This window comes from Streptomyces liangshanensis, from assembly GCF_011694815.1.
Taxonomy (GTDB): Bacteria; Actinomycetota; Actinomycetes; order Streptomycetales; family Streptomycetaceae; genus Streptomyces; species Streptomyces liangshanensis.
Map to the genome: position 1 here is coordinate 3,228,730 of NZ_CP050177.1, position 26,085 is coordinate 3,254,814.

General features: G+C 71.4%; 26 protein-coding genes. 5 read left to right on the forward strand and 21 right to left on the reverse strand.

The window, feature by feature from the left end; genetic code table 11:
• From nuoK to HA039_RS13905, 11 genes are read right to left on the reverse strand one after another with little or no spacing between them, the layout of a single operon-like run.
• On the reverse strand, positions 1-300 hold the full coding sequence (nuoK, locus tag HA039_RS13855; RefSeq protein WP_167028802.1) for an NADH-quinone oxidoreductase subunit NuoK: 300 nt from the start codon (positions 298-300) through the stop codon (positions 1-3).
• On the reverse strand, positions 297-1,124 hold the full coding sequence (locus tag HA039_RS13860; RefSeq protein ID WP_167028805.1) for an NADH-quinone oxidoreductase subunit J: 828 nt from the start codon (positions 1,122-1,124) through the stop codon (positions 297-299). The genes nuoK and HA039_RS13860 overlap by 4 nt, the downstream gene beginning before the upstream one ends.
• Positions 1,121-1,837 carry an NADH-quinone oxidoreductase subunit NuoI gene (nuoI, locus tag HA039_RS13865; RefSeq protein ID WP_279592832.1) on the reverse strand — a complete coding sequence of 239 codons (717 nt, stop codon included), beginning with the start codon at positions 1,835-1,837 and terminating at the stop codon, positions 1,121-1,123. Before nuoI ends, HA039_RS13860 begins: the two co-directional genes overlap by 4 nt.
• Positions 1,830-3,239 (reverse strand): NADH-quinone oxidoreductase subunit NuoH, encoded by a 1,410-nt coding sequence (gene nuoH, locus HA039_RS13870; RefSeq protein ID WP_167028811.1) that lies wholly within the window; start codon positions 3,237-3,239, stop codon positions 1,830-1,832. Before nuoH ends, nuoI begins: the two co-directional genes overlap by 8 nt.
• A complete protein-coding gene (locus tag HA039_RS13875) occupies positions 3,236-5,746 on the reverse strand; it encodes an NADH-quinone oxidoreductase subunit G (protein ID WP_167028814.1) in 2,511 nt (836 codons plus the stop codon). The genes nuoH and HA039_RS13875 overlap by 4 nt, the downstream gene beginning before the upstream one ends.
• Positions 5,743-7,104 (reverse strand): NADH-quinone oxidoreductase subunit NuoF, encoded by a 1,362-nt coding sequence (nuoF, locus tag HA039_RS13880; protein ID WP_167028817.1) that lies wholly within the window; start codon positions 7,102-7,104, stop codon positions 5,743-5,745. The genes HA039_RS13875 and nuoF overlap by 4 nt, the downstream gene beginning before the upstream one ends.
• Entirely contained in the window at positions 7,104-7,934 is an 831-nt protein-coding gene (gene nuoE, locus HA039_RS13885; RefSeq protein ID WP_167036739.1) for an NADH-quinone oxidoreductase subunit NuoE, read from the reverse strand. Before nuoE ends, nuoF begins: the two co-directional genes overlap by 1 nt.
• Positions 7,935-7,969: 35 nt before the next feature.
• On the reverse strand, positions 7,970-9,292 hold the full coding sequence (locus HA039_RS13890) for an NADH-quinone oxidoreductase subunit D (protein WP_167028820.1): 1,323 nt from the start codon (positions 9,290-9,292) through the stop codon (positions 7,970-7,972).
• Positions 9,292-10,077 (reverse strand): NADH-quinone oxidoreductase subunit C, encoded by a 786-nt coding sequence (locus HA039_RS13895; RefSeq protein WP_167028823.1) that lies wholly within the window; start codon positions 10,075-10,077, stop codon positions 9,292-9,294. The genes HA039_RS13890 and HA039_RS13895 overlap by 1 nt, the downstream gene beginning before the upstream one ends.
• Complete coding sequence (locus HA039_RS13900; protein WP_161310777.1) at positions 10,074-10,628, reverse strand: NuoB/complex I 20 kDa subunit family protein; 555 nt, start codon at positions 10,626-10,628, stop codon at positions 10,074-10,076. The genes HA039_RS13895 and HA039_RS13900 overlap by 4 nt, the downstream gene beginning before the upstream one ends.
• Positions 10,629-10,647: 19 nt before the next feature.
• On the reverse strand, positions 10,648-11,007 hold the full coding sequence (locus tag HA039_RS13905; RefSeq protein ID WP_161310778.1) for an NADH-quinone oxidoreductase subunit A: 360 nt from the start codon (positions 11,005-11,007) through the stop codon (positions 10,648-10,650).
• Positions 11,008-11,827: 820 nt separating this feature from the next.
• On the opposite strand from HA039_RS13905, the gene HA039_RS13910 reads away from it, so the two are divergent.
• On the forward strand, positions 11,828-12,682 hold the full coding sequence (locus tag HA039_RS13910; RefSeq protein ID WP_167028826.1) for a C40 family peptidase: 855 nt from the start codon (positions 11,828-11,830) through the stop codon (positions 12,680-12,682).
• Positions 12,683-12,900: 218 nt separating this feature from the next.
• Positions 12,901-13,851 (forward strand): NAD-dependent epimerase/dehydratase family protein, encoded by a 951-nt coding sequence (locus tag HA039_RS13915; RefSeq protein WP_167028829.1) that lies wholly within the window; start codon positions 12,901-12,903, stop codon positions 13,849-13,851.
• Positions 13,852-13,927: 76 nt separating this feature from the next.
• Here the strand turns inward: HA039_RS13915 and HA039_RS13920 are convergent, their stop codons facing one another.
• A complete protein-coding gene (locus HA039_RS13920) occupies positions 13,928-14,821 on the reverse strand; it encodes a LysR family transcriptional regulator (RefSeq protein WP_167028835.1) in 894 nt (297 codons plus the stop codon).
• 216 nt (positions 14,822-15,037) lie between these two features.
• On the opposite strand from HA039_RS13920, the gene HA039_RS13925 reads away from it, so the two are divergent.
• Complete coding sequence (locus tag HA039_RS13925) at positions 15,038-15,814, forward strand: YoaK family protein (RefSeq protein ID WP_167028840.1); 777 nt, start codon at positions 15,038-15,040, stop codon at positions 15,812-15,814.
• Here HA039_RS13925 and HA039_RS13930 read toward each other — a convergent pair.
• On the reverse strand, positions 15,780-17,066 hold the full coding sequence (locus tag HA039_RS13930; RefSeq protein ID WP_167028845.1) for a geranylgeranyl reductase family protein: 1,287 nt from the start codon (positions 17,064-17,066) through the stop codon (positions 15,780-15,782). The two genes, HA039_RS13925 and HA039_RS13930, sit on opposite strands and share 35 nt — an antisense overlap.
• Before the next feature lie 97 nt (positions 17,067-17,163).
• Here HA039_RS13930 and HA039_RS13935 point away from each other — a divergent pair, with 97 nt between their 5' ends.
• Positions 17,164-17,682: a GNAT family N-acetyltransferase gene (locus tag HA039_RS13935; protein ID WP_167028850.1), complete on the forward strand. Its 519-nt coding sequence runs from the start codon at positions 17,164-17,166 to the stop codon at positions 17,680-17,682.
• A gap of 49 nt (positions 17,683-17,731) precedes the next feature.
• On the opposite strand, the gene HA039_RS13940 is transcribed toward HA039_RS13935, so the two are convergent.
• From HA039_RS13940 to HA039_RS13960, 5 genes are all read right to left on the reverse strand, one after another.
• Complete coding sequence (locus HA039_RS13940) at positions 17,732-18,424, reverse strand: demethylmenaquinone methyltransferase (protein WP_167028855.1); 693 nt, start codon at positions 18,422-18,424, stop codon at positions 17,732-17,734.
• A gap of 83 nt (positions 18,425-18,507) precedes the next feature.
• Positions 18,508-19,164 (reverse strand): imidazolonepropionase-like domain-containing protein, encoded by a 657-nt coding sequence (locus tag HA039_RS13945; RefSeq protein WP_167028859.1) that lies wholly within the window; start codon positions 19,162-19,164, stop codon positions 18,508-18,510.
• Positions 19,165-19,183: 19 nt separating this feature from the next.
• The gene (gene mqnC, locus HA039_RS13950; RefSeq protein ID WP_167028862.1) at positions 19,184-20,398 is read right to left on the reverse strand and encodes a cyclic dehypoxanthinyl futalosine synthase; all 1,215 of its coding nucleotides are present in this window, start codon (positions 20,396-20,398) and stop codon (positions 19,184-19,186) included.
• 143 nt (positions 20,399-20,541) lie between these two features.
• Complete coding sequence (locus tag HA039_RS13955) at positions 20,542-22,341, reverse strand: serine/threonine-protein kinase (RefSeq protein WP_167028865.1); 1,800 nt, start codon at positions 22,339-22,341, stop codon at positions 20,542-20,544.
• A gap of 158 nt (positions 22,342-22,499) precedes the next feature.
• Positions 22,500-23,312 (reverse strand): menaquinone biosynthetic enzyme MqnA/MqnD family protein, encoded by an 813-nt coding sequence (locus HA039_RS13960; protein WP_208298797.1) that lies wholly within the window; start codon positions 23,310-23,312, stop codon positions 22,500-22,502.
• A gap of 365 nt (positions 23,313-23,677) precedes the next feature.
• Here HA039_RS13960 and HA039_RS13965 point away from each other — a divergent pair, with 365 nt between their 5' ends.
• A complete protein-coding gene (locus HA039_RS13965) occupies positions 23,678-23,881 on the forward strand; it encodes a cold-shock protein (RefSeq protein ID WP_003967102.1) in 204 nt (67 codons plus the stop codon).
• 118 nt (positions 23,882-23,999) lie between these two features.
• On the opposite strand, the gene HA039_RS13970 is transcribed toward HA039_RS13965, so the two are convergent.
• The 3 genes from HA039_RS13970 to mqnE are packed head-to-tail and all read right to left on the reverse strand — an operon-like array spanning position 24,000 to position 26,050.
• On the reverse strand, positions 24,000-24,299 hold the full coding sequence (locus HA039_RS13970; protein WP_167028871.1) for a DUF4229 domain-containing protein: 300 nt from the start codon (positions 24,297-24,299) through the stop codon (positions 24,000-24,002).
• A gap of 24 nt (positions 24,300-24,323) precedes the next feature.
• Positions 24,324-24,854 carry a GNAT family N-acetyltransferase gene (locus tag HA039_RS13975; RefSeq protein WP_167028875.1) on the reverse strand — a complete coding sequence of 177 codons (531 nt, stop codon included), beginning with the start codon at positions 24,852-24,854 and terminating at the stop codon, positions 24,324-24,326.
• A gap of 17 nt (positions 24,855-24,871) precedes the next feature.
• Positions 24,872-26,050 carry an aminofutalosine synthase MqnE gene (gene mqnE / locus HA039_RS13980; protein WP_425086338.1) on the reverse strand — a complete coding sequence of 393 codons (1,179 nt, stop codon included), beginning with the start codon at positions 26,048-26,050 and terminating at the stop codon, positions 24,872-24,874.
• Between the last annotated feature and the right edge of the window lie 35 nt (positions 26,051-26,085).

Genomic DNA, 26,085 nt, shown 5'->3' on the forward strand with positions numbered 1-26,085 from the left:
TCAGAGCTTCATCAGGCTGGCGTCGTCGACCGAGGCCGAGTGGCGGGAGCGGAAGAGCGACACGATGATCGCGAGCCCGACCACGACCTCCGCGGCGGCGACGACCATCACGAAGAAGGCGATGACCTGGCCGTCCAGGTTGCCGTGCAGCCGGGCGAAGGCGACGAACGCGAGATTGCAGGCGTTGAGCATCAGCTCGATGCACATGAACACCACGATCGCGTTGCGCCGGATCAGCACGCCCGTGGCGCCGATGGTGAAGAGCAGCGACGCGAGGTAGAGGTAGTTGACCGGGTTCATCGCTTGATCTCCTCCTCGCGGCCGAGCCGGTCGGTGGACCGCTGCTCCAGCGCCTTGAGGTCCGCGATGGCCTCGCTCGACACGTCGCGGATCTGGCCGCGGTCCTTGAGGGTCTTGTTGACGGTCAGCTCGGAGACCGAGCCGTCCGGCAGCAGGCCGGGGATGTCCACCGCGTTGTGCCGGGCGTAGACGCCCGGGGCGGGCAGCGGCGGCAGGTGCGTGCCCTTGCGGACGCGGGCCTCGGCCATCTCCCGCTGCGTCAGCGCCCGTTCGGTGCGCTCGCGGTGGGTGAGGACCATGGCGCCGACGGCCGCGGTGATCAGCAGCGCGCCGGTGATCTCGAAGGCGAAGACGTACTTGGTGAAGATCAGCGCGGCCAGCCCCTCGACGTTGCCGCCCGCGTTGGCCTGGCCGAGCCCGGCGAAGGAGGTCAGCGACGCGTTGCCGATGCCCCCGATCAGCAGGGCGCCGAAGCCGAGGCCGCACACCAGGGCCAGCCAGCGCTGTCCCTTGAGCGTCTCCTTGAGGGAGTCCGCGGCGGTGACGCCGACCAGCATGACCACGAAGAGGAACAGCATCATGATCGCGCCGGTGTAGACGATGATCTGGACGACGCCGAGGAAGTACGCCCCGTTGGCCAGGTAGAAGACCGCCAGGATGATCATCGTCCCGGCCAGGCTCAGCGCGCTGTGCACGGCCCGCTTCATCAGGATCGTGGCGAAGGCGCCGATCACGGCGACCGTACCGAGGATCCAGAACTGGACGGCCTCGCCGGTCGACGTGGCGGAGGCGGCCAGGGTGGTGGAGGCTGCGAACGCGTTCACGACCCGACCACCTTCCCCGACGCCGGCTCGTCCTCGCCGAAGGTGGAGGCGGCCTCCTGCGGCCGCTCGCCCTTGCTCAGCGCCACCTGGCGGACCGTGCCGGGCGCGGCCTCCGTGACCAGCCCCCGGTAGTAGTCCTGCTCGTCCGTGCCCGGGAAGATCGAGTGCGGCGACTCGACCATGCCCTCCTCCAGGCCCGCGAGGAGCTGCTCCTTCGTGTAGATGAGGCTCTCGCGCGAACTGTCGGCCAGCTCGAACTCGTTGGTCATCGTGAGCGCCCGGGTCGGGCACGCCTCGATGCACAGGCCGCACAGGATGCAGCGCGCGTAGTTGATCTGGTAGACGCGGCCGTAGCGCTCACCCGGGGAGTAGCGCTCCTCCTCGGTGTTGTCCGCGCCCTCCACGTAGATCGCGTCCGCCGGACACGCCCAGGCGCACAGCTCGCAGCCGATGCACTTCTCCAGGCCGTCCGGATGCCGGTTCAGCTGGTGACGGCCGTGGAAGCGCGGCGCCGTCACCTTCTGCTGCTCCGGATACTGCTCGGTCAGCCGCTTCTTGAACATGGCCTTGAAGGTCACGCCGAAGCCCGCGACCGGGTTCTTCGGCGGGCGCGGGGACTCCGCCTGCGAAGCGTCGTGCGCGGATTCCCGGTGGGAGTCCCGCTTGGATTCCCGCTTGGTGACCCGCTTGGAGTCCTGCGAAGAGTCAGACACTGTCAGCCTCCTTTCCGTCACTCTCGGTACCGTCACTCACAGTGTCGACCCCACCACTGACAACGAGCTCGCGCTCCTGGCGCGGCCGCCTGCGGGGCACCGGCGGCAGCGTCTGCCCCGGCAGCGGTGGTACGGGATATCCGCCCGCCATCGGGTCGAAGGCCGGTGCCTCCGGCTCCCCTTCGGCGTCGGCCCGTTCCTTCTTGTCGCGGAAGATGTCGGCGACGAAGGAGAGCAGCAGGATCGCGACGACCGCCCCGCCGACGTACAGCACGATCGACTGGAAGTCGTAGTTCTCGTTGCGCAGGGCCCGCACGGTCGCGACCAGCATCAGCCAGACCACCGAGACCGGGATCAGGACCTTCCAGCCCAGCTTCATCAACTGGTCGTAGCGCACCCGCGGGAGCGTGCCGCGCAGCCAGATGAAGAAGAAGAGGAAGACCTGCACCTTGAGGACGAACCAGAGCATCGGCCACCAGCCGTGGTTCGCGCCCTCCCAGAAGGTCGAGACGGGCCACGGGGCGCGCCAGCCGCCGAGGAAGAGCGTCGTCGCGACGGCCGAGACGGTGACCATGTTGACGTACTCGGCGAGCATGAACATCGCGAACTTGATGGACGAGTACTCGGTGTTGAAGCCGCCGACGAGGTCGCCCTCGGACTCCGGCATGTCGAAGGGGGCGCGGTTCGTCTCCCCGACCATCGTGATGACGTAGATGATGAAGGACACCGGCAGCAGCACGATGTACCAGCGGTCCGCCTGCGCCTCCACGATCGCCGAGGTCGACATCGACCCCGAGTAGAGGAAGACGGAGGCGAACGCGGCGCCCATGGCGATCTCGTACGAGATCATCTGCGCGGCCGAGCGCAGGCCGCCGAGCAGCGGGTACGTCGACCCGGACGACCAGCCGGCGAGGACGATGCCGTAGATGCCGATCGACGCGACCGCGAGGACGTACAGCATCGCGATCGGCAGGTCGGTCAGCTGCATCGTGGTGCGCTGGCCGAAGATGGAGACCTCGTTGCCGGACGGGCCGAACGGGATCACGGCGATCGCCATGAACGCCGGCACCGCGGCCACGATCGGCGCGAGGACGTAGACGACCTTGTCCGCGCGCTTGACGATCAGGTCTTCCTTGAGCATCAGCTTGATGCCGTCGGCGAGCGACTGGAGCATGCCCCAGGGGCCGTGCCGGTTGGGGCCGATGCGCAGCTGCATCCAGGCGACGACCTTGCGCTCCCACACGATGGAGAACAGCACGGTCACCATCAGGAACGCGAAGCAGAACACGGCCTTGACGACCACGAGCCACCACGGGTCGCGGCCGAACAGCGACAGGTCCTCGGCGGCGAGGACGGTGTGGACGGTGTGAGGAGCCGCCGCGAGTGGGGCGAAGGCGGTCATGCGCGCACCTCCGGCGCTTCTGCGTCCGCGGCCGGCACGCCGGCCGGGGCGATACGGACCAGCGTCCCCGGCTGGGAGCCGGTGTCCGCCGGGATGCCGCGGCCCGTGGAGTTGAGCGGCAGCCAGACCACGCGGTCGGGCATCACCGTGACCCGCAGCGGCAGGGTGACCGTGCCCGCCGGGCCCGTGACGGCCAGCGCGTCACCGTCCTTGACCCCGGTCTCGGCGGCCGTCGTGGCGGAGAGCCGGGCGACCGCCGCGTGCCGGGTGCCGGCCAGCGCCTCGTCGCCCTGCTGGAGCAGGCCCTGGTCGAGCAGCAGCCGGTGGCCCGCGAGGACCGCCTCGCCGTCGCCGGGGCGCGGCACCGGGCGGGCCGACTCGCGCGGCGCGGTGGCCCGGGAGCCGTCCCAGCCGCCGAGCCGGTCCAGCTCGGACCGTACGGACCTGAGGTCGGGCAGCCCGAGGTGTACGTCGAGGGCGTCCGCCAGCATGTGGAGGACGCGCGCGTCGGACGGGGCCAGGCGCCTGGTCATCTGCTCGGGCTTGAGCGCCGCCTCGAACAGCCGCGCCCTGCCCTCCCAGTTGAGGAAGGTGCCGGGCTTCTCGGCGACGGCCGCCACCGGGAGGACGACGTCCGCCCGGTCGGTGACCTCGCTCGGCCGCAGCTCCAGCGAGACCAGGAAGCCGACCGCGTCGAGCGCGGCCCGCGCGCCCGCCGGGTCCGGCAGGTCGGCGAGCTCGACGCCCGCGACGACCAGCGCGCCCAGCTCGCCGGTCGCGGCGGCCGCGACGATCTGGCCGGTGTCGCGCCCGTAGGCGTGCGGCAGTTCGCGTACGCCCCAGACCGCGGCGGTCTCCTCACGGGCCCGCGGGTCCGTGGCCGGGCGGCCGCCGGGCAGCAGCGACGGGAGCGCGCCCGCCTCCACCGCGCCGCGCTCGCCGGCCCGGCGCGGGATCCACACCAGGGTGGCGCCGGTGGCGACCGAGGCGCGGGCGGCGGCGGTGAGGGCGCCGGGGACGGCCGCGAGCCGTTCGCCGACGACGATCACGGCGCCGGGCGCCCTCAGGGCCTCGGCGGCCGTCGCGCCGTCACCGTCCAGGGCGGTGTTGCCCGCGAGGGCGTCCAGCCAGTCGGTCTCCGTGCCGGGAGCGGCGGGGAGCAGCGTGCCCCCGGCCTTCTCCAGGCCCGGCGTGGCGTGCGTGGCGAGCGAGAACGTCCGCTGGCCGTGCTTGCGCGAGGCCTTGCGCAGCCGCAGGAAGACGCCGGGCGCCTCCTCCTCGGACTCGAAGCCCGCGAGCAGGACGGCCGGTGCCTTCTCCAGCGTGGTGTACGTGACCCCCGTACCGTCCAGGTCCCGTCCCCGGCCCGCCACATGGGCGGCCAGGAAGTCGGCCTCCTCGCTGCTGTGCACCCGCGCGCGGAAGTCGACGTCGTTCGTGTCGAGCGCGACCCGGGCGAACTTGGCGTACGCGTACGCGTCCTCGACGGTCAGCCGGCCGCCGGCCAGCACCCCCGCCCGGCCGCGCGCGGCGGCCAGCCCGCGGGCCGCGGCCTCCAGCGCCTCGGGCCAGCTCGCCGGCTCCAGGTCCCCGTCGGCGTTCCTGACCAGCGGGGTCGTGAGGCGGTCGGGCTTCTGCGCGTAGCGGAAGCCGAACCGCCCCTTGTCGCAGACCCATTCCTCGTTGACCTCGGGGTCGTCGGCCGCCATCCGCCGCATGACCTTGCCGCGCCGGTGGTCGGTGCGGGTCGCGCAGCCGCCCGCGCAGTGCTCGCACACGCTCGGGGAGGACACGAGGTCGAAGGGCCGCGAACGGAAGCGGTACGCCGCCGAGGTGAGCGCGCCGACCGGGCAGATCTGGATGGTGTTGCCGGAGAAGTACGACGCGAAGGGGTCGCCCTCGCCGGTGCCGACCTGTTCGAGCGCGCCGCGCTCCAGCAGCTCGATCATCGGGTCGCCCGCGATCTGCTCGGAGAAGCGGGTGCAGCGCGCGCAGAGCACGCACCGCTCACGGTCCAGCAGCACCTGGGTCGAGATCGGGACGGGCTTCTCGTACGTGCGCTTCCTGCCCTCGAAGCGGGTGTCCGCGTGGCCGACCTGCATGGCCTGGTTCTGGAGCGGGCACTCACCGCCCTTGTCGCAGACCGGGCAGTCCAGCGGGTGGTTGATGAGCAGCAGCTCCATCACCCCGCGCTGGGCCTTCTCGGCGACCGGCGAGCTGATCTGCGACTTGACGACCATGCCGTCGGTGCAGGTGATCGTGCAGGAGGCCATCGGCTTGCGCTGGCCCTCCACCTCGACGATGCACTGGCGGCAGGCGCCGACCGGGTCGAGCAGCGGATGGTCGCAGAAACGCGGGATCTCGATGCCGAGCAGCTCGGCGGCGCGGATGACCAACGTCCCCTTGGGGACGGAGATCTCGATGCCGTCGATGGTCAGCGAGACGAGGTCTTCCGGCGGGAGCGCCGCCTCGCCGCCTCCGGAGGGGGCCGACGTGGTGACTGTCATGCGTTCACCTCCTGGTGCGGGTTCCGGTCCGCCCACGCGGTGGACTTCGCGGGGTCGAAGGGGCAGGCCTTGCCCGTGATGTGCTGCTCGTACTCCGCGCGGAAGTACTTGAGCGAGGAGAAGATCGGGGCGGCGGCGCCGTCGCCGAGCGCGCAGAACGACTTGCCGTTGATCGTGTCGGCGATGTCGTTGAGCTTGTCGAGGTCGGACATCTCGCCCTTGCCGGCCTCGATGTCCCGCAGCAACTGCACCAGCCAGTACGTGCCTTCACGGCAGGGTGTGCACTTGCCGCAGGACTCGTGGGCGTAGAACTCGGTCCAGCGCGTCACGGCCCGTACGACACAGGTCGTCTCGTCGAAGCACTGGAGCGCCTTGGTGCCGAGCATCGAGCCGGCCGCGCCGACGCCCTCGTAGTCCAGCGGGACGTCGAGGTGCTCGTCGGTGAACATCGGGGTGGAGGAGCCGCCCGGGGTCCAGAACTTGAGCCGGTGGCCGGCCCGGATGCCGCCGCCCATGTCGAGCAGCTGGCGCAGGGTGAGGCCCATGGGGCCCTCGTACTGGCCGGGGCTGGTGACGTGGCCGCTGAGGGAGTAGAGCGTGAAGCCCGGGGACTTCTCGCTGCCCATCGAGCGGAACCACTCCTTGCCGCGGTGCAGGATCGCGGGAACGGACGCGATCGACTCGACGTTGTTCACCACGGTGGGGCTCGCGTAGAGACCCGCCACGGCGGGGAAGGGAGGACGCAGCCGGGGCTGTCCGCGACGGCCCTCCAGCGAGTCCAGCAGCGCGGTCTCCTCGCCGCAGATGTACGCGCCCGCTCCCGCGTGCACGACGACGTCGAGGTCGATGCCGCTGCCGAGGATGTCCTTGCCGAGGTAGCCAGCCGCGTAGGCCTCCCGTACGGCCTCGTGCAGCCGGCGCAGGACGGGGACGACCTCGCCGCGCAGGTAGATGAAGGCGTGCGAGGAGCGGATCGCGTAACAGGCGATCACCATGCCCTCGATGAGGGAGTGCGGGTTGGCGAAGAGCAGCGGCATGTCCTTGCAGGTGCCGGGCTCCGACTCGTCGGCGTTGACGACGAGGTAGTGCGGCTTGCCGTCGCCCTGGGGGATGAACTGCCACTTCATCCCGGTGGGGAAGCCGGCGCCGCCGCGGCCGCGCAGACCCGCGTCCTTCACGTACGCGATGAGGTCGTCGGGCGTCATGGCGAGGGCCTTCTTGAGGCCCTGGTAGCCGTCGTGCCGTTCGTACGTCTCCAGCGTCCACGACTCCGGCTGGTCCCAGAAGGCGGACAGCACGGGGGCGAGGAGCTTCTCGGGGCTGGTGCCGTTCTCGTCGATCTCGGGTGCCATCGTCATCACTCCCCCTCCTCGGCGGTGGGCCGCCCGGCCGGGTGGTCGGGGTCGGAGTCCGAGGTCCGCTGCGGTGCGTCGTGCGAGCTGAGGTGCTGGGAGCCGGGCTGCGGCGCGTCCTGCGGGTGCGCGTCCTGGGAGGGTCCGCCGTCGCGCGGCCTGACGACCCGCTGCGGGGCCTCGCCCTTGGCGAGCCGCAAGCCGATCAGCGAGGCGGGGCCCGCGCCGCCGGTGGCCCCGACCGCGCCGGGGCGCTCGTCGGGGAAGCCCGCGAGGATCCGCTCGGTCTCCTTGTACGTGCACAGCGGCGCGCCCCGCGTCGGCTCGACGGGGCGGCCCGCGCGCAGGTCGTCGACCAGCTGCTTGGCGCTCTGCGGGGTCTGGTTGTCGAAGAACTCCCAGTTGACCATCACGACGGGCGCGAAGTCGCAGGCCGCGTTGCACTCGATGTGTTCGAGGGTGACCTTGCCGTCCTCGGTGGTCTCGTCGTTGCCGACGCCGAGATGTTCCTTCAGCTCGTCGAAGATGGCGTCGCCGCCCATCACCGCGCAGAGCGTGTTCGTGCAGACGCCGACCTGGTAGTCACCGCCGGGCTTGCGCCGGTACATGGTGTAGAAGGTCGCGACGGCCGTGACCTCCGCGGTGGTCAGGTCGAGCAGCTCCGCGCAGAAGGCCATGCCCGTACGGGACACAAAACCCTCCTCCGCCTGCACGAGGTGCAGGAGCGGCAGGAGCGCGGAACGCGCGCCGGGGTAGCGGGAGATGATCTCCCTGGCGTCCGTCTCCAGCCGCGCGCGCACGTCGGCGGGGAAGTCGGGGGCCGGCAGCTGGGGCATCCCCAGGCTGACCTCGGAATTGGTCGGCTGGACGGTCACCGGTCGACGCCTCCCATCACGGGGTCGATGGACGCGACGGCGACGATGACGTCGGCGACCTGGCCGCCCTCGCACATCGCCGCCATGGCCTGGAGATTGGTGAAGGACGGGTCGCGGAAGTGGACCCGGTAGGGGCGGGTGCCCCCGTCGGAGACGACGTGCGCGCCCAGTTCGCCCTTGGGCGACTCCACGGCGGCGTACGCCTGCCCGGGCGGTACCCGGAAGCCCTCCGTCACCAGCTTGAAGTGATGGATCAGCGCTTCCATGGACGTGCCCATGATGTTCTTGATGTGGTCGAGCGAGTTGCCGAGCCCGTCGGGCCCGAGCGCGAGCTGCGCGGGCCAGGCGATCTTCTTGTCGGCGACCATGACCGGGCCCGGCGCGAGCCGGTCGAGGCACTGCTCGACGATCCGCAGCGACTGCCGCATCTCCTCCAGGCGGATGAGGAAGCGGCCGTACGCGTCGCAGGTGTCGGCGGTCGGGACGTCGAACTCGTACGTCTCGTAACCGCAGTACGGGTCCGACCTGCGCAGGTCGTGCGGCAGTCCGGCGGCGCGCAGGATCGGGCCGGTGGCGCCGAGCGCCATGCAGCCGGTCAGGTCGAGGTAGCCGACGTCCTCCATCCGGGCCTTGAAGATGGGGTTGCCGGTGGCGAGCTTGTCGTACTCGGGCAGGTTCTTGCGCAGGGTCCGCAGCAGCTCGCGCAACTGGTCCACGGCGCCCGGGGGCAGGTCCTGGGCGAGTCCGCCGGGCCGGATGAACGCGTGGTTCATGCGCAGGCCGGTGATCAGCTCGTAGGCATCGAGAATCAGTTCACGATCACGGAATCCGTAGATCATGATCGTCGTCGCGCCCAGCTCCATGCCGCCGGTGGCGATGCACACCAGGTGCGAGGAGAGCCGGTTGAGCTCCATCAGCAGGACGCGGATGGCGGTCGCCCGGTCCGGGATGTCGTCCTCGATGCCGAGCAGCTTCTCCACGCCCAGGCAGTACGCCGTCTCGTTGAAGAACGACGTCAGGTAGTCCATGCGCGTGACGAAGGTGGTGCCCTGCGTCCAGTTGCGGAACTCGAGGTTCTTCTCGATGCCGGTGTGGAGGTAGCCGATGCCGCAGCGGGCCTCGGTGACCGTCTCGCCCTCGATCTCCAGGATCAGCCGCAGCACCCCGTGGGTGGACGGGTGCTGGGGACCCATGTTGACGATGATCCGCTCGTCGTCGGACTTCGCGGCGGACTGGACGACCTCGTCCCAGTCCCCACCGGTGACCGTGTAGACGGTGCCCTCGGTGGTCTCGCGGGCCGACGCATGTGAAGTGCTCATCAGGAGTACGACCTCCGCTGGTCCGGAGCCGGGATCTGGGCGCCCTTGTACTCGACGGCGATCCCGCCGAGCGGATAGTCCTTGCGCTGCGGGAAGCCCTGCCAGTCGTCCGGCATCATGATCCGGGTCAGGGCGGGGTGGCCGTCGAAGATCAGGCCGAAGAAGTCGTACGTCTCGCGCTCGTGCCAGTCGTTGGTCGGATAGACCTCGACCAGGGACGGCACGTGCGGGTCGGCGTCCGGCGCGGAGACCTCCAGGCGGATCAGCCGCCCGTGGGTGAGCGAGCGCAGGTGGTACACGGCGTGCAGCTCGCGGCCCTTGTCCCCGAGGTAGTGGACGCCCGACACCCCCGTACACAGCTCGAAGCGCAGCGCCGGGTCGTCGCGCAGGGTGCGCGCCACCTGGAGCAGGTGCTCGCGGGCGATGTGGAAGGTGACCTCGCCGCGGTCCACGACCGTCTTCTCGATCGCGTTGCCGGGGACGATCCCCTGCTCCTCCAGGGCGCCTTCGAGCTCGTCGGCGATCTGGTCGAAGACCCCGTTCGGGCCGCCGTAGGGGCGGGCGGTCGCGCCCGGCAGGACGACGGACCTGCGCAGGCCGCCGTAACCGGACGTGTCCCCGCCGTTGTTGGCGCCGAACATGCCCTTGCGTACGCCGATGACCTCACTACGGTCGTCGCGCGCGGAGGGAACGTTCTTTCCGGCCGCGTCCTCCGCGCCGTTCCGCCCGGGCGTACCGGACCCGTTGTCGTGCCCGGACGTGCCGGGACGCTGCTCGCCGCTCACCGCAGCAGCCCCTTCATCTCGATCAGCGGGAGCGCCTTGAGGGCCGCTTCCTCCGCCTCGCGGGCCGCCTCCTCGGCGTTGACCCCGAGCTTGGAGTTCTGGATCTTCTCGTGGAGCTTGAGAATGGCGTCCAACAGCATCTCGGGACGCGGCGGGCAGCCGGGCAGGTAGATGTCGACCGGCACGATGTGGTCGACGCCCTGCACGATCGCGTAGTTGTTGAACATGCCGCCCGACGAGGCGCACACCCCCATGGAGATCACCCACTTGGGGTTCGGCATCTGGTCGTAGACCTGCCGCAGGACGGGCGCCATCTTCTGGCTCACCCGCCCGGCCACGATCATCAGGTCGGCCTGGCGCGGCGAACCGCGGAAGACCTCCATGCCGAACCGCGCCAGGTCGTACCGCCCCGCGCCGGTCGTCATCATCTCGATGGCGCAGCAGGCGAGGCCGAAGGTGGCGGGGAATACGGAGGACTTCCGCACCCACCCCGAGGCCTGTTCGACCGTGGTCAGCAGGAAACCGCTAGGCAGCTTCTCTTCGAGTCCCATTGGTGGCCCCTCAGCCCCTTTAGTCCCATTCCAGACCGCCCCGCCGCCACACATACGCGTAGGCGACGAAGACGGTGAGCACGAAGAGCAGCATCTCCACGAGCCCGAAGATCCCCAGGGAGTCGAAGGTGACGGCCCAGGGGTAAAGGAAGACGATCTCGATGTCGAAGACGATGAAGAGCATCGCCGTCAGGTAGTACTTGATGGGAAAGCGGCCGCCTCCGGCCGGCGTCGGCGTGGGCTCGATGCCACACTCGTACGCTTCAAGTTTGGCCCGGTTGTACCGTCTTGGGCCGATAAGCGTGGCCATGACCACGGAGAAGATCGCAAACCCAGCCCCGAGGGCGCCGAGCACGAGGATGGGTGCGTAGGCATTCAACGCCCCTCAGCTCCTTCCAGTCGTCCTTGACCGTTGGACCGCACCGGGCGATTCGTGTGGCGACCCCACCACTGATTCCCGGCACTCGGATCACCGAAGATCGTGTACATGTGAGGCAGTTCACAAGCCCGACTGCCCCGCATCCTATGCCTGGTGGTCTGTGATCTGCGACACGGGGTACGCCACCGACTTTGTGATCTCCACCACCTGACGAAGGATCATGAAGTCGGATGAGCGGTGATCTTCGCACACGAAGCGTCCTCGCGGTCACGAGATGTGACATCCGCGCCGGTCATCGCTGGTGGGAGGGGGTTCGCATTATCAAGCGGTGGCATATACAAGCAAATTGGCGACGGAACGCTTTCGGGTGATAAGGGATCCGGCGTCACCCGGGCGAGGGGGTGCGCGGGACCGATGTGGACACGTGCGCACATTCACGAGCAACCGGGACGGGCCGGCCGGCGTCCTGGGAAGAGGGGCGGAGGACGGCCGAGTTCGGGTCCGGATTCCCTCGAAGGGGGGCGGCGGATACGCCGTAACCATCCGGTCGCAGTGCGGTGACCATCCTGTGACCTGTACCACTCCGGTCGGCTGCCCGAAAAGGCGGGCTTGGCCAAGGGTGTGAAGGGATGGTAAGCCAGGGGCAATTCGGGCGTTTGACGAAAAGCAGGTGATCACAGCCATGATCACGGGTGCCCGTTTTGACCGTTACGGCGTCAATAAGAGCCGTTCGCAAGCGGATTCACAGATTCCAACCGTAAATGTGGCGCAGGACACGTTTCTTGACGCCCACCCGGGACCGCCTGATAGCGGTATGACCATGTCCCACACCGCTCAGATAACCAGCCACCGGAAACCCCGCCGCAGCTCGTCGAAAACGGCCCTCCGCGCCGGAGTTGCCGGCGGTGTTCTCAGCAGCATCGCGGTCGCCGGTGCCGCCGGGCCGGCGCACGCCGAGCCGGTGACCGAGAAGACCATCGAGATGCCCACCCTGACCGCCGGGCTCGCCGACGGCGTCGCGCAGTCCGCCGCGGCCACGCAGCAGGTCGCGTCCGTCCTCCAGCTGCACGCCCAGGAGGACGCGGCCGCCAAGAAGGCCGCGGAGACCGCCAAGACGGCCAAGGCCAAGGCCGAGGCGATCCGCAAGGCCGAGGCGGAGAGGAAGCGCGAGGAGGCCGCCGCGAAGGCGGCCAAGGCCAAGGCCGCCGCGCAGGCCGCCGCCTCCGCCGAGAAGACCACGTACTCCACGCGGTCCACGAGCGCCAAGAGCACCGGCTCGACGGCCACCGCGAAGACCGCCTCGTACACCTCGACGGCCAGCGGCTCCGCGGGCGCGCTCATCGCCTTCGCGCGGGCGCAGATCGGCGACGCGTACGTCATGGGTTCGACCGGCCCCAACGCCTGGGACTGCTCCGGGCTGGTCCAGGCCGCGTACAAGCAGATCGGTGTGGACCTGCCGCGCGTCTCGCAGGACCAGTCGACGGCCGGCACGCAGGTCTCCCTCAGCAACCTCCAGCCGGGCGACATCCTGTACTGGGGCAGCGCGGGCAGCGCGTACCACACGGCGATCTACGTGGGCGGCGGCGAGTTCGTGGGAGCGCAGAACCCGGGCACGGGTGTCGTCGAGAAGTCCCTGGACTGGGACCCGCCGACCGGCGCGGTGCGGGTGCTCTGAGCGTTCCGCCCGACTTTCGTACGCACGACGGCCCGCGTCCCGTTCAGGGGGACGCGGGCTCTCGGCGTACCGGGGGCACGGGCGGCTCCGGGTCGGGGACGACGGCGAACCCCGCGCGGGCCGGGGGCGGGTGCGGCCGGAGCCGTACGCTGGGCGCTCCACCGGAGCCGTGGCGCTGATACGCCACCTGCTGTCGCCCTCCCCAAAAGGACGCCTTCGTGAGCACTCCCCGCCATGTCATCTTCGGTACCGGCGCCATCGGCCGGGCCACCCTCGCCGCGCTGCTGCGCCGCGGCGAACGCCCGCAGGACGTACGGATGGTCAACCGCTCGGGCTCCGCGCCGGTCCCGGACGGGGTCGAGGTCGCGGCCGGGGACGCCACCGACCCCGCCTTCACCACGGCCGTCGCCGAGGGCGCCCAGGTCGTCTACCAGGTCCTCAACCCCCCGTACCACCGCTGGGCCGAGGAGTTCCCCGGCCTCCAGGCGGGCGTGGTGGCCGCCGCGGAGGCCGCGGGGGCGCGGCTGGTGAGCATGGACAACGTGTACATGTACGGGCCGCCCCTCGGCCGGCCCCTCACGGAGGGCCACGCCGACGCGCCCACGACCCGCAAGGGCGCGGTGCGGGCGCGGATGGCCCAGGACCTGCTGGCCGCGCACCGCGCGGGCCGCGTCGAGGTCACCGTCGGCCGCGCCTCGGACTACTTCGGGCCGGGCGGCGGCAAGCAGTCCGTGCTCGGCGACACGGTGTTCGCGCCGGCGCTGCGGGGCCGGGCGGCCACCGTCCTCGGCGACCCGGACCAGCCGCACACGTACACCTACATCCCCGACATCGGCGAGGGCCTCGCCCTCCTCGGCGAGCACCCCGACGCGGCGGGCGAGGTCTGGCACCTCCCGAACGACCCGGTCACCCGCACCACGCGCCAACTCGTCGCGCTCGTACAGGAGGCGGCGGGCCATCCGAAGGCGAAGGTGCGCGCGCTGCCGCCCGTGGTGATGCGGGCGCTCGGCGTCGCGAATCCGCTGATGCGCGAACTGACCGAGATGCTGTACGAGTTCCAGGAGCCGTTCGTCGTCGACAGCACGAAGATCACCAAGCACCTGGGCGCGACGGCGACCCCGGCGGAGCGGGCGGTGGCCGACACGCTGGCGACGTACCGCACGTCCTAGGAGGCGGGCCGCTTCCCGGGAAGGCCCACGTCCTAGGAGGCGGCGTGCGTCCTGGGAGGCGGCCAGGGCCGTTCGTTCAGTCCCGCGCGCCGGCCGCCCGGTCCGCCGCCTCGCCCAGCGCGTCGAGGAGGGCCACGGTGGCCGCGGCGGGGCGGCGGCGGGTGCTGACGGCCGCGGACAGCCGCCACGTCAGGTCCGGCGCCTCCAGCGGGACCACGCACAGGCCGTCGCCGGTGCCCGCCGCCGAGGCGGGCATCAGGGTCGTACCGAAACCGGCGCCCACGAGCCTGGCCATCAGCCCGTAGTCGGCGACCTCGGTCGCCGCCCGCGCCGGGCCGAGCACCCGGTCCACGGTGTGCCGCATGCCCCAGCCGGGCGGGAACCGCAGGACCGACTCGGCAGACAGGTCGGACGGGGTGACCGCGGCGCGGGCGGCGAGGGGGTGGTCCGCCCGGCAGGCGAACACCAACGGCTCCTCGATCAGCGGCCGGAGCACGATCCCGTCGGGCGGGCGCTCGTTGCTGGCCGTCAGCGCGATGTCCAGCGAACCGTCCAGCACCGCCAGCAGGTTGCCCGTCGAGCCGGCCGACGACTGGCGCAACTGGACGACCACCTCGGGGTGGCGGGTCCGCAGGCCGGTGAGGACGGTGGCCAGGTCGAGCGGTCCCGTGCTGAACGTACTGCCGAGCACCACCGTCCCCCGGACCCGGCCGCCGACGGCGTGGACCTCGTCCCGCGCGCTCCGCACGGCGTCGAGCACCCGCTGGGCGGCGGTACGGAGGGCCTCGCCGTGCTCGGTCACGGCGACGGGCGTGACCGTACGGTCGAACAGCTCGACGCCCAGGTCCCGTTCCAGCCGCGCGATCGCGCTGGACATCGCGGACTGCACGAGGTGGACCTTGCGGGCCGCGGCGGTGAAGCTCCCGGTCTCGCAGCAGGCGAGGAAGTACTCCAGTTCGCGGATCTCCATGGCGCGACTCTACGGAAGGCCATCGATCGCGTCGATGGGGGTCAGCACTGGTGATCGTTGGACGCGATGAGGGGGTGTGCCGGACGCTGGGTACGCCGCCCGACGGGCGCCGGCGGAGCGCACGTCCCGCCGCGCGGCAGGGCCCCTGGATCCCGGCCGCCCCGCCGGGGCCCGGGGGCCGCCCCGCCCCCCGTCCCGTTCGAAACGGAAGCCGCCATGGCCGTTCCCTCGCCCCTCGACACCCGCCCGACGGTCGCCGCGCTGCTCGCGCTGACCGTGGTGACCGGACTGGTCGACGCGTTCAGCTACCTCCACCTCGGGCATGTCTTCGTGGCCTTCATGACCGGCAACGTCATCTTCCTCGGCGCGGGTCTGCGGCCGGGCGGCGCGCACCTCCTGGTGGCCGCCTCCGTCACCGGTCTCAGCGGCTTCCTCCTGGGCTCGCTGACCGGCGGCCGCATCGCCGCCCGCCTGTCCCACCGGCCGCGCCCCTGGCTGGTCGTGGCCCTGGCCACCGAGACGGCGGTGCTCGGCCTCGTCGCCGTACTCACCGTCGGCGGCAAGGCGGCCGAACCGGGCGGCCACGGCGCCTACGCGTCCATCGCGCTGCTCGCCCTGGCGGCCGGCCTCCAGAACAGCACGGTCCGCCACCTCGGCGTGCCCGACCTCAACACCTCGGTCCTGACCCTGACCCTGGCCGGCCTCACGGCGGACAGCACCCTGGGCGGCGGCCCGGGCGCGAGGCCCGCCCGCCGCCTCGGCTCGATCGCGGCGATGCTCGCCGGCGCCGCCCTGGGCGCCACCCTGCTCGCCCTCTCCCCCACGGCGGTCCTCCCCCTGGCCGCCACCCTGACGGCCACGGTGGCCACAACCTTCGCCCTGAGCGGCCACCGGGCGAGGGACGTCCCCGTCCCCGGTCACGCGCCGGTTCCGGACCGGCGCCTTCACCGCCGCCCGGTCACGCCTTCGGGGCGACCTTGGTCAGGCCGTTGATGATGCGGTCCGAGGCGTCGCCGCCGGTGGGGTCCGTCAGGTTGGCCAGCATCTTCAGGAGGAACTTCATCAGCAGCGGGTGGGTCAGGCCGCGTTGGGCCGCGATCTTCATGATCTTGGGGTTGCCGATGAGCTTCACGAAGGCGCGGCCCAGCGAGTAGTAGCCGCCGTAGGTCTCCTTCAGGATGCGCGGGTAGCGCTGGAGCACCAGCTCGCGCTGGGCCGGGGTCGCGCGGGCGTGGGCCTGGACGATCACCTCGGCCGCGATCTGGCCCGACTCCATGGCGTACGCGATGCCCTCGCCGTTGAACGGGTTGACCATCCCGCCCGCGTCGCCGACCAGCAACAGGCCCCGCGTGTAGTGCGGCTGGCGGTTGAACGCCATCGGCAGCGCGGCGCCGCGGATCGGCATCGTCATGTTGTCCGGGGTGTAGCCCCAGTCCTCGGGCATCGACGCGCACCACGCCTTGAGCACCTCGCGCCAGTCCAGCTCCTTGAAGGACTCGGAGGTGTTGAGGACGCCCAGGCCGACGTTGGACGTACCGTCGCCCATGCCGAAGATCCAGCCGTACCCCGGCAGCAGCCGGTCCTCGCCGGGCCCGCGCCGGTCCCACAGCTCCAGCCACGACTCCAGGTAGTCGTCGTCGTGGCGCGGCGACGTGAAGTACGTCCGGACCGCGACGCCCATCGGCCGGTCCTCGCGCCGGTGCAGCCCCATCGCCAGCGACAGGCGCGTCGAGTTGCCGTCGGCGGCCACGACGAGCGGCGCGTGGAAGGTGACCGGGGTCTTCTCCTCGCCCAGCTTCGCGTTCACGCCCGTGATCCGGCCGGTGCGCGCGTCCGTGATCGGCGCGCCCACGTTGCAGCGCTCGTACAGCCGCGCGCCGGCCTTCTGCGCCTGGCGGGCGAGCTGTTCGTCGAAGTCGTCGCGCTTGCGCACGAGTCCGTAGTCCGGGTACGAGGCGAGATCCGGCCAGTCGAGCTGGAGCCGTACCCCGCCGCCGATGATCCGCAGACCCTTGTTCCGCAGCCAGCCCGCCTCCTCGGAGATGTCGATGCCCATCGACACGAGCTGCTTCGTGGCCCGCGGGGTGAGACCGTCGCCGCAGACCTTCTCGCGCGGGAACGCCGTCTTCTCCAGCAGCAGGACGTCCAGGCCCGCCTTGGCGAGGTAGTACGCGGTCGTCGAACCGGCCGGTCCTGCGCCGACGACAATCACATCCGCGGTGTGTTCGGAGAGGGGCTCGGTCACAGCGGGTTCTCCCGAAGACTCGAAATGGCGTACCGGACGGCACGGGACCTGTGCAGTCTATTCGTGCGCACCGATCACCACGCTGAAGGGCTGCCTCATGAAGGACAGGACCGAGCCACCGCCCGTCGTGCACCTCCGTGTCCCCACCGAGGAGGACGCCCTCGCCTGGCACCGGCTGTTCGACCACCCCGAGGTGATGGAGTTCCACGGCGGCGCCTCCGCCGAGCACTCGGTGTACGAGGAGCTGACCGCCCGCCAGCGCCGGCACGACGCCGAACGGGGCTTCTGCTTCTGGACGCTGGTGGACGAGCGGGGCGACGCGATCGGCTTCACCGGCGCCCAGCCCTGGCCGCACGAGGAGTTCGGGCCGGTCGGCGAGATCGAGATCGGGTGGCGGCTGGGACGGGAATACTGGGGGCGCGGGTACGTCACGGCCGCCGCGCGCACGACGCTGAAGCGGGTACGGACGGCAGGCGTCGGCCGGGTGGTGGCCATGGTCCGCCCCGAGAACACCCGGTCCGTGGCGGTGATCCGGCGCCTCGGCATGGCCCGGGCGGAGACGTACACGAGCAAGGTGTCGGGGGTCGAGGCGCACTGCTACCGGTTGGCGCTCTGAGCGGGGGCGGGGCGGGTAGCGGTACGGGAGGTGGGGGGCGTGCCGGGACTCAGTCCCGTACGCCCCGGTGCAGCGCCACGATCCCGCCGGTCAGGTTCCGCCACGCCACCCGCGACCAGCCCGCGCCTTGCAACCGCTCGGCCAGCGCCGGCTGGTCGGGCCACGCGCGGATGGACTCGGCGAGGTACACGTACGCGTCGGGGTTGGACGACACCGCGCGCGCGGTCGGCGGCAGCGCCCGCATCAGGTACTCGGTGTAGACGGTCCTGAACGGCGCCCACGTCGGGTGCGAGAACTCACAGATCACCACCCGCCCGCCCGGCTTCGTCACCCGGTACAGCTCCCGCAGCGCGCGGTCCGTGTCGTGCACGTTGCGCAGCCCGAAGGAGATCGTCACCGCGTCGAAGACCTCGTCGGCGAACGGCAGCTTCGTCGCGTCCCCCGCCGTGAACGGCATCCACGGGTGGCGCTTCTTGCCCTCCCGCAGCATGCCCAGCGAGAAGTCGCAGGGCACGACGTACGCGCCGGTCGCGGCGAACGGCTGCGAGGAAGTCGCGGTGCCCGCCGCCAGGTCGAGGATCCGCTCGGCGGGGCGCGCGTGGACGGCCTTCGCGACCGCCTTGCGCCACACCCGGTCCTGCCCGAGCGACAGCACGTCGTTGGTCAGGTCGTAGTTCGCCGCCACGCCGTCGAACATCGAGGCGACTTCGTGCGGCTGCTTGTCCAGGGATGCGCGCGTCACTGGCGTTGGCCTCGCTTGTCTCGGATCCGGGTGGGGTGGCGTGCTAGGCGTGCTAGGCCCATTCTCGCAGGCCCGCCCCCGCCTCACGCGCGCCGGTGCACCAGCCTGCCGCCCAGCACCGTCGCCACGCAGGTGGCCGCGCCGTGCCCGGCCAGGGCCGTGTACGGATCCCCGTCCACCGGTACGGCGAACACCGCGAAGTCCGCGTACAGCCCCCTGTCACCCAGAAGGGGGAGCAGGAACGCCTCCGCCGCCGGCCGCCCCGCGAACGCGTCGAGCGTGGCCGGGCCCGCCGGGTCCGTGAAGCGCTGTTCGACGCCGAGCCCGGAGCGCTGGACGGCGTCCACGACCGTGTCCCGCCGCAGGTCGCCCGCGACCGCCACCGCCCCGTGCGCGAGCAGGCTCCGCACCCCGCGCCGCGCGCTCGCGCCCCACCGGGCGTCGGTCAGGCCCAGCGCGTCGAGCGCGTCACCGGTGAGGGGGCCGGTCCCGAGGGTGTCCGCCTCGCGGGGGTCGGGGTGGTACGCCCGCTCCAACAGCTCGGGGCCGTACGGATTCAGCAGGCCCGGCGTGATGATCCCCGGCCACCGGCGCACCCGTACCCCCGGGTGCTCGGCGGCCAGCCGCTCGTACGGGCCGACGGCCGCCAGGACGGAGCCGTCCACGAGGACGGCGCCTCCCGGTACCGGTTCCTCCCCGGCGCCGGGCAGCAGCAGTTCCGCGTGATGGATCGTCAGCACGGCGGTCGTCCCCGCGTTCTCAGTTGGAGGCGAGCAGCTTCAGCTCCGGGTGGGCCGTACCGCCCTCGATCGCCGTCGAGGAGATGTGCGACTGGACGCGGTCGTCGACCGGGTCGTTCGCCGGGTCGTCGTGCACGACGAGGTGTTCGTACGTCGTGGCGCGCTGCGCCGGGACGCGGCCCGCCTTGCGGATCAGGTCGATGATCTCCAGCCGGTTGGAGCGGTGCTTGGCGCCGGCCGACGAGACGACGTTCTCCTCCAGCATGATCGAGCCGAGGTCGTCGGCGCCGTAGTGCAGCGACAGCTGGCCGACCTCCTTGCCCGTGGTCAGCCAGGAGCCCTGGATGTGGGCGACGTTGTCGAGGAAGAGCCGCGCGACGGCGATGATCCGCAGGTACTCGAAGAGCGTGGCCTGCGTCTGGCCCTTCAGGTGGTTGTTCTCGGGCTGGTAGGTGTACGGGATGAAGGCGCGGAAGCCGCCCGTACGGTCCTGCACGTCCCGGATCATCCGCAGGTGCTCGATGCGCTCGGCGTTGGTCTCGCCCGTGCCCATCAGCATCGTGGAGGTCGACTCGACGCCCAGGCCGTGCGCGATCTCCATGATCTCCAGCCAGCGTTCGCCGGACTCCTTGAGCGGCGCGATGGCCTTGCGGGGCCGCGCGGGCAGCAGCTCGGCGCCGGCGCCCGCGAACGAGTCGAGCCCGGCCGCGTGGATGCGGCGGATGGCCTCCTCGGCGGAGACGCCCGAGATGCGGGCCATGTGCTCGACCTCGGAGGCGCCGAGGGAGTGGATGACCAGCTGCGGGAAGTCCTTCTTGATGGCCGCGAAGTGCTCTTCGTAGTACTCGACGCCGAAGTCCGGGTGGTGGCCGCCCTGGAACATGATCTGCGTGCCGCCCAGCTCCACGGTCTCCGCGCAGCGGCGCAGGATGTCGTCGAGGCCGCGGGTCCAGCCCTTCTCGGTGTCCTTGGGCGCGGCGTAGAAGGCGCAGAACTTGCACGCCGTGACGCACAGGTTCGTGTAGTTGATGTTCCGCTCGATGATGTACGTCGCGATGTGCTCGGTCCCGGCGTAGCGCAGCCGGCGGGCCGCGTCGGCGGCGGAGCCGAGGGCGTGGAGCGGCGCGGAGCGGTAGAGGTCGAGGGCCTCTTCCGGGGTGATACGGCCCCCGGAAGCCGCACGGTCGAGGACACCAGTGACGTATTCGGACGTGAGGTCGGCCTTCTCGGTCACCGGGGCGGGTCCTTCCCAAGGGGGCGTACAGCGGGCCGATCCAGCCTACGCCAGGCTCCCGGCGCGCCCGGGTCGCGGGGGCGCGACCCGGGCGGGCCGGCTGCCCGTGGTCGCGCCGACCCCGTGCGGCTGCCGCCTCGCGACTACCGCTTCTTCAGGACGCCGGTGGGGTTGCCCGCCGCCGCGTCGTCGGAGTCGTAGTGCAGGCCGTCCTTCTCCAGCGTGAGCCGCAGCCCCTCGGAGCTCTCCGTGCACAGGCTCTGGCTGCGCGGGCCCTTCTTGACGTCCACGACGATCGCGCGGTCCTCCGCCCGGGTGAGGGTGAACAGGTCCTGGCAGGTGAAGTTCCCCAGGATGTCGGTCTGTTCGCCCGTGCCGACCCGCTCCCCGGCCGTGCCCTTCGTGAGGGTGACCTTCATCGTGCCGGCCGGGATGCCGGCGGCGGTGATGGGGCCGTCCCAGGTCCCGATCAGCTCGTCGGGGACGGCGCCCGCGCCGGGACCGGGTGCGGCGGAATCGGAGGGGGACGCGGAGCCTGACGGGGTGTCGGGGGCCGGGTCGCCCGGCGCGGGCGTCGAGGCGGGAGGTCCCGAGGTGGCCGGGGCGCTCGCCGTCGTGTCGGTCTGCCCGCCGTCCTGGGCCGCGCTGGAGCGCTTGTCGTCGTTCCACTGGTCGAGGAGGACCCCGCCGCCCACGGTCACCGCCGCCAGCGCGCCCGCCACGGCCAGCACGACCGTGCAGCTGACCTTGCGGCCCCGGCGCCCCTGCCCGCGCCCGGCGTTGCCGGACACCGACACGGAGAACCCGCCGTCGGGCGACCGCCGCTCCGGCACGGCGGCGTCGCGGGGCGGCTCCGTCGGCGGCCCGAACACCCCCAGCACCGGCTCCGGGGCCCGGGCCCCGGAGCCGGTCGCGTCGCCCCGGTCCGTACCCCCACCGTCCGTCGACGCCTGGGTGAACGGCACCGGACCCGTCGCCACCCGCGAGTGCCCGGCCGACGGCTCGGCGGCCGGTACGGGGCCGGGGGCGCGCCCCTCGACGTCCAGGTCCAGGAGCGCCACCGCCGCGAGGCTGACCTCCTCGACCAGCGGTCCCGGCAGCCAGCCCCCGGCCACCGCCCGCTCGGCCCCGCCGGGCGCGAGGCGGCGCGCGACCTCGGCGGGGGTGGGGCGCGCCGCCGGGTCCTTGGCCAGGCAGTGCACGACCAGGTCGCGCAGCGCGCCCTCCATCGGGCCCAGTTCGGGTTCCTCGTGGACCACCTTGTACAGCAGCGCGGCGGACGAGTCGCCCACGAAGGGCCCCGCGCCCGTCGCCGCGTACGCGAGGACCGCGCCCAGCGAGAAGACGTCGGCCGCGCCGGTCACGCCCTTGCCGGTGATCTGCTCGGGCGCCATGTAGCCGGGCGACCCGACGGACACGCCGGTCGCGGTGAGCGAGGCGGTGCCGTCGGTGGCGCGGGCGATGCCGAAGTCGATGAGCCGGGGGCCGTCCAGGGCCAGCAGGACGTTCGAGGGCTTCACGTCACGGTGGACCAGACCGAGCCCGTGGACGGCGACCAGCGCCTCGGCGAGGGCCGCGCCCAGCGCCGTGACGGACCGCCCGGGCAGCGACCCGTGGCCGGCGACGGCCTGGGTCAGCGAGGGCCCCGCCACGTACCCGGTGGCCACCCACGGCACGTCCGCGTCGGGGTCGGCGGCGAGGACCGGGGCCGACCAGCGGTGCGCGCCGGGGCCCGTACCCACGAGTCGCGCCGAGGCCACCTCGCGGCGGAAGCGGGCCCGGAACTCCTCGTCCATGGCGTAGTGCGGATGGACGACCTTCACCGCGACCGTGCGGCCGCCGGTCGAGCGGGCGAGATACACCCGGCCCATCCCGCCGGAACCGAGCCGGCCCAGGAGCCGGTACGGCCCGACGCTCTCCTCGCCTGCCTCCAACGGCTGCATGCTGGTGCCCCCCTCGGCCTCGCGCGTCCGTACGGAGCAGCGTAGGGGGTACGGGTCCGCCGCCCCCAGGCCCATGGGGGTCGGGAGCGGAGCGGGACGCGGGGCGTCAGGGCCGCAGCGGGACGCGGGGCGTCAGGGCCGCAGCGGGACGCGGACCGTCAGGGCCGCAGCAGCTCGACGTGCACGTCGGCCGGGAAGCCGGTCGTCGGGCCGGTGCGGCGCGCGAACTCCCGTACCCCCGCGAGCTGGTCCGCGCCGAAGCGGAAGTCGAGCGTCGTGAAGTAGCGCTCCAGCAGCTCCGCGTCGAAGGCCTCCCAGCGCGACGCCTGCTCGGCGACCTTGGTGACCTCCTCCAGCGACACGTCGCGCGACGCGAGGAAGGCGTCGTGCACCTTCCGTACGAGCGCGGGCTCGCGTGCCAGGTAGTCCTTGCGGGCCGCCCAGACGGCGAAGACGAACGGCAGCCCCGTCCAGTCCTTCCACATCTGCCCGAGGTCGTGGACCTGGAGGCCGAGGCGGGGCGCGTCGTGCAGCGAGGCGCGCAGGGCGGCGTCGCCGATCAGGACGGCCGCGTCGGCCTCCTGCATCATCAGGCCGAGGTCGGGCGGGCACGTGAAGTAGTCGGGGGTGACCTTGTACTGCTCCTCCAGGAGGAGCTGCGCCAGCCGTACCGAGGTACGGGACGTGGAACCGAGGGCCACCCGCGCCCCGTCCAGCCGCTCCAGCGGGAGCTGCGAAACGATCACGCACGACATGACGGGGCCGTCGCAACCGACCGCCAGATCGGGGAATGCGACAAGATCGTCGGCGTTACGGAGGAATTCGACCAGGGTGACGGGGCCGATATCGAGTTCGCCCCGGACGAGCTGCTCGCTGAGCTTCTCCGGGGTGTCCTTCGTGAGCTCCAGGTCGAGAAGGGTTCCGGTCCTGGCCAGGCCCCAATAGAGGGGGAGGCAGTTCAGGAACTGGATATGGCCGACGCGGGGCCGGCCGCCGGGGTGGGCGGCGTGGTCGCCATGATCGGGTCCGGCGGCCTCTACGGTTGAGTTTCCTTCGGAACTGTCCACAACGCGAGACTAGACCCCCCTGCGGAGCCCGCTCCGGGGGCTCCCCGGGCGCGTCCCGTCAGCACGTCAGGGCCCCTGTCAAACGTCCGGGTGAAGTGATCTTTCCCTCTACCGCCGCACACAGGGCGCGTGCTAGGCTCGCCGCAAGTTGCAGTTTGGTTTCCCTTGCAGTACAGAGCCTGCGGAGCATGTGACCCGCAGGCTTTTGTAGTTTTCAGACTTCTTTGCAGGTTCTGGAGCAGGGCAACCCTTTGGCCCAAGGAGGGCTTATGGCTACCGGAACCGTCAAGTGGTTCAACGCTGAAAAGGGCTTCGGCTTCATCGCCCAGGACGGCGGCGGCCCGGATGTCTTCGTCCACTACTCCGCGATCAACGCGTCCGGTTTTCGCTCCCTCGAGGAGAACCAGGTCGTGAACTTCGACGTCACTCAGGGACCCAAGGGCCCCCAGGCGGAGAACGTCACCCCGGCCTAGTCTTCCGGGTAGGCGATCGCGAAGATCTTGAAGAGCAGTACCCAAGGAGCCCTGCGTCCCCCACTCGGGTGGGGAAAGCAGGGCTCCTGCCTGTGCCGGGGCTCCGCGCGAGCGACGCCTACTGCTGGGTGGCGCTGTCCTCCTGGGACTTGTTGGCCTCCAGTTTGGCGCGGGCGCCCGCCACCTTCTCGACCAGTTGGGCCGACATCGCGTCGCGCTGGCGGCGCAGCAGGACGAAGCTGAGCGGCGCCGACAGGACGATGGCGAGGAGCAGCACCCAGATGACGTTGGAGTCGCCGAAGCCCTTGGGGACGAGCCCGAAGTGGACGAGGACGGCGGAGAAGACGAGGCAGCCCATGAAGACGCCGATCCGCATCGCCGTGTAGCGGAGGGTGGGACTCGGATTCGCAAGGGTCACAACAGGCCTTCTCTCTTCCCGCGTTCAGTACTGGTGGAGCGGAAGCAGCATGATGATGTCGTCGCGGTCGTCGCCGGGCGCGACCCGGATCGCGTCGGGCACCCGGCCGACTTCCTTGTAGCCGCACGACGCGTAGAAGCGGTCCACGCCGGTGCCGCCGCGGCAGGTGAGGCGGATCGCCTCGATGCCGTCGATGCCCCGGGCGGCGCCGGCGGCCGCGGCCATGAGGTCGCGGCCGTACCCCTTGCCCTGGTGGCCGGGCGCGACCATCACCGTGTAGAGCCACAGCCAGTGGCGCATCAGCCGGTGGGTGTTGAGCGTGAGGAACGCCGTCGCGGCGACGGCGCCCTCCTCGTCGTACCCGACCAGCAGCCGGCAGCGGCCCTCCGCCATGGCGGAGAGGTGCTTGACCACCTCGGGCCGTACGTCGTCGGCGGTGACCGGCGGGACGAACCCGACGGAGCCCCCGGCGTTGGAGACGTCCGTCCACAGCGCGACGAGTCCGTCGTGCAGGGTGCGGTCCACCGCCGGGTCCAGCTCGAACGTGAGCGACATGCTTCTGTTCCCCGGCCTCAGAGCCGCATGGGCTGCGGGGACTCGCGGCGGTCGGCGTCCGGCCCCGGGTACTCGCGGATGATCTCGTACCGGGTGTTGCGCTCGACCGGGCGGAACCCGGCGTCGCGGATCAGTTCGAGCAGATCCTCACGGCCCAGCTTGTTGGGCGTGCCGTAGTTGTCCGCGTCGTGCGTGATCTTGTACTCGACGACCGAGCCGTCCATGTCGTCCGCGCCGTGCTGGAGGGCGAGTTGGGCGGTCTGGACGCCGTGCATCACCCAGAAGACCTTCACGTGCGGGACGTTGTCGAAGAGCAGCCGGGAGACCGCGAACGTCTTGAGCGCCTCCGCGCCGGTGGCCATCGTGGTGCGGGCCTGGAGGCGGTTGCGGATCTTGCCGTCCTTCATGTCCACGAAGTCGTGCTGGTAGCGCAGCGGGATGAAGACCTGGAAGCCGCCGGTCTCGTCCTGGAGCTCGCGCAGCCGCAGCACGTGGTCGACCCGGTGGCGGGGCTCCTCGATGTGCCCGTACAGCATCGTCGCCGGGGTCTTGAGCCCCTTCGCGTGGGCGAGGCGGTGGATGCGCGACCAGTCCTCCCAGTGGGTGTTGTGGTCGACGATGTGCTGGCGGACCTCCCAGTCGAAGATCTCCGCGCCGCCGCCGGTGAGCGACTCCAGGCCGGCCTCGATCAGCTCGTCCAGGATCTCGGAGGCCGAGAGACCGGAGATCGTCTCGAAGTGGTGGATCTCGGTGGCGGTGAACGCCTTGAGGGAGACCTCGGGGAGGGCTTCCTTCAGGGCGCTGAGCGAGCGCGGGTAGTAGCGCCAGGGGAGGGTCGGGTGCAGGCCGTTGACGATGTGCAGCTCGGTGAGGTTCTCGCCGCGCATCGCCTCGGCGAGGCGGACGGCCTCCTCGATGCGCATCGTGTACGCGTCCTTCTCGCCCGGCTTGCGCTGGAACGAGCAGTACGCGCACGACGCGGTGCACACGTTGGTCATGTTGAGGTGGCGGTTGACGTTGAAGTGGACGACGTCGCCGTTCTTCCGCGTCCGCACCTCGTGGGCGAGCCCGCCGAGCCAGGCCAGGTCGTCCGTCTCGTACAGGGCGATCCCGTCCTCGCGGGACAGCCGCTCTCCCGCCCGGACCTTCTGCTCCAGCTCGCGCTTGAGACCTACATCTTGAATAGATGCAGTCATCAGGCCGCCTCCCATATGTCTGCCAATCGGGCCTG

Excerpts from the sequence above, each read along its gene's own strand:
- nuoF (WP_167028817.1), bottom strand. The coding sequence starts at position 7,104 with ATGACGATGGCACCCGAGATCGACGAGAACGGCACCAGCCCCGAGAAG.
- HA039_RS13910 (WP_167028826.1), top strand. The coding sequence starts at position 11,828 with ATGTCCCACACCGCTCAGATAACCAGCCACCGGAAACCCCGCCGCAGC.
- HA039_RS13920 (WP_167028835.1), bottom strand. The coding sequence starts at position 14,821 with ATGGAGATCCGCGAACTGGAGTACTTCCTCGCCTGCTGCGAGACCGGG.
- HA039_RS13900 (WP_161310777.1), bottom strand. The coding sequence starts at position 10,628 with ATGGGACTCGAAGAGAAGCTGCCTAGCGGTTTCCTGCTGACCACGGTC.
- nuoH (WP_167028811.1), bottom strand. The coding sequence starts at position 3,239 with ATGACCGCCTTCGCCCCACTCGCGGCGGCTCCTCACACCGTCCACACC.
- HA039_RS13890 (WP_167028820.1), bottom strand. The coding sequence starts at position 9,292 with ATGAGCACTTCACATGCGTCGGCCCGCGAGACCACCGAGGGCACCGTC.
- mqnE (WP_425086338.1), bottom strand. The coding sequence starts at position 26,050 with ATGACTGCATCTATTCAAGATGTAGGTCTCAAGCGCGAGCTGGAGCAG.
- HA039_RS13925 (WP_167028840.1), top strand. The coding sequence starts at position 15,038 with ATGGCCGTTCCCTCGCCCCTCGACACCCGCCCGACGGTCGCCGCGCTG.
- HA039_RS13955 (WP_167028865.1), bottom strand. The coding sequence starts at position 22,341 with ATGCAGCCGTTGGAGGCAGGCGAGGAGAGCGTCGGGCCGTACCGGCTC.
- HA039_RS13975 (WP_167028875.1), bottom strand. The coding sequence starts at position 24,854 with ATGTCGCTCACGTTCGAGCTGGACCCGGCGGTGGACCGCACCCTGCAC.
- nuoE (WP_167036739.1), bottom strand. The coding sequence starts at position 7,934 with ATGCCCCAGCTGCCGGCCCCCGACTTCCCCGCCGACGTGCGCGCGCGG.
- HA039_RS13935 (WP_167028850.1), top strand. The coding sequence starts at position 17,164 with ATGAAGGACAGGACCGAGCCACCGCCCGTCGTGCACCTCCGTGTCCCC.
- nuoK (WP_167028802.1), bottom strand. The coding sequence starts at position 300 with ATGAACCCGGTCAACTACCTCTACCTCGCGTCGCTGCTCTTCACCATC.
- HA039_RS13875 (WP_167028814.1), bottom strand. The coding sequence starts at position 5,746 with ATGACAGTCACCACGTCGGCCCCCTCCGGAGGCGGCGAGGCGGCGCTC.
- HA039_RS13965 (WP_003967102.1), top strand. The coding sequence starts at position 23,678 with ATGGCTACCGGAACCGTCAAGTGGTTCAACGCTGAAAAGGGCTTCGGC.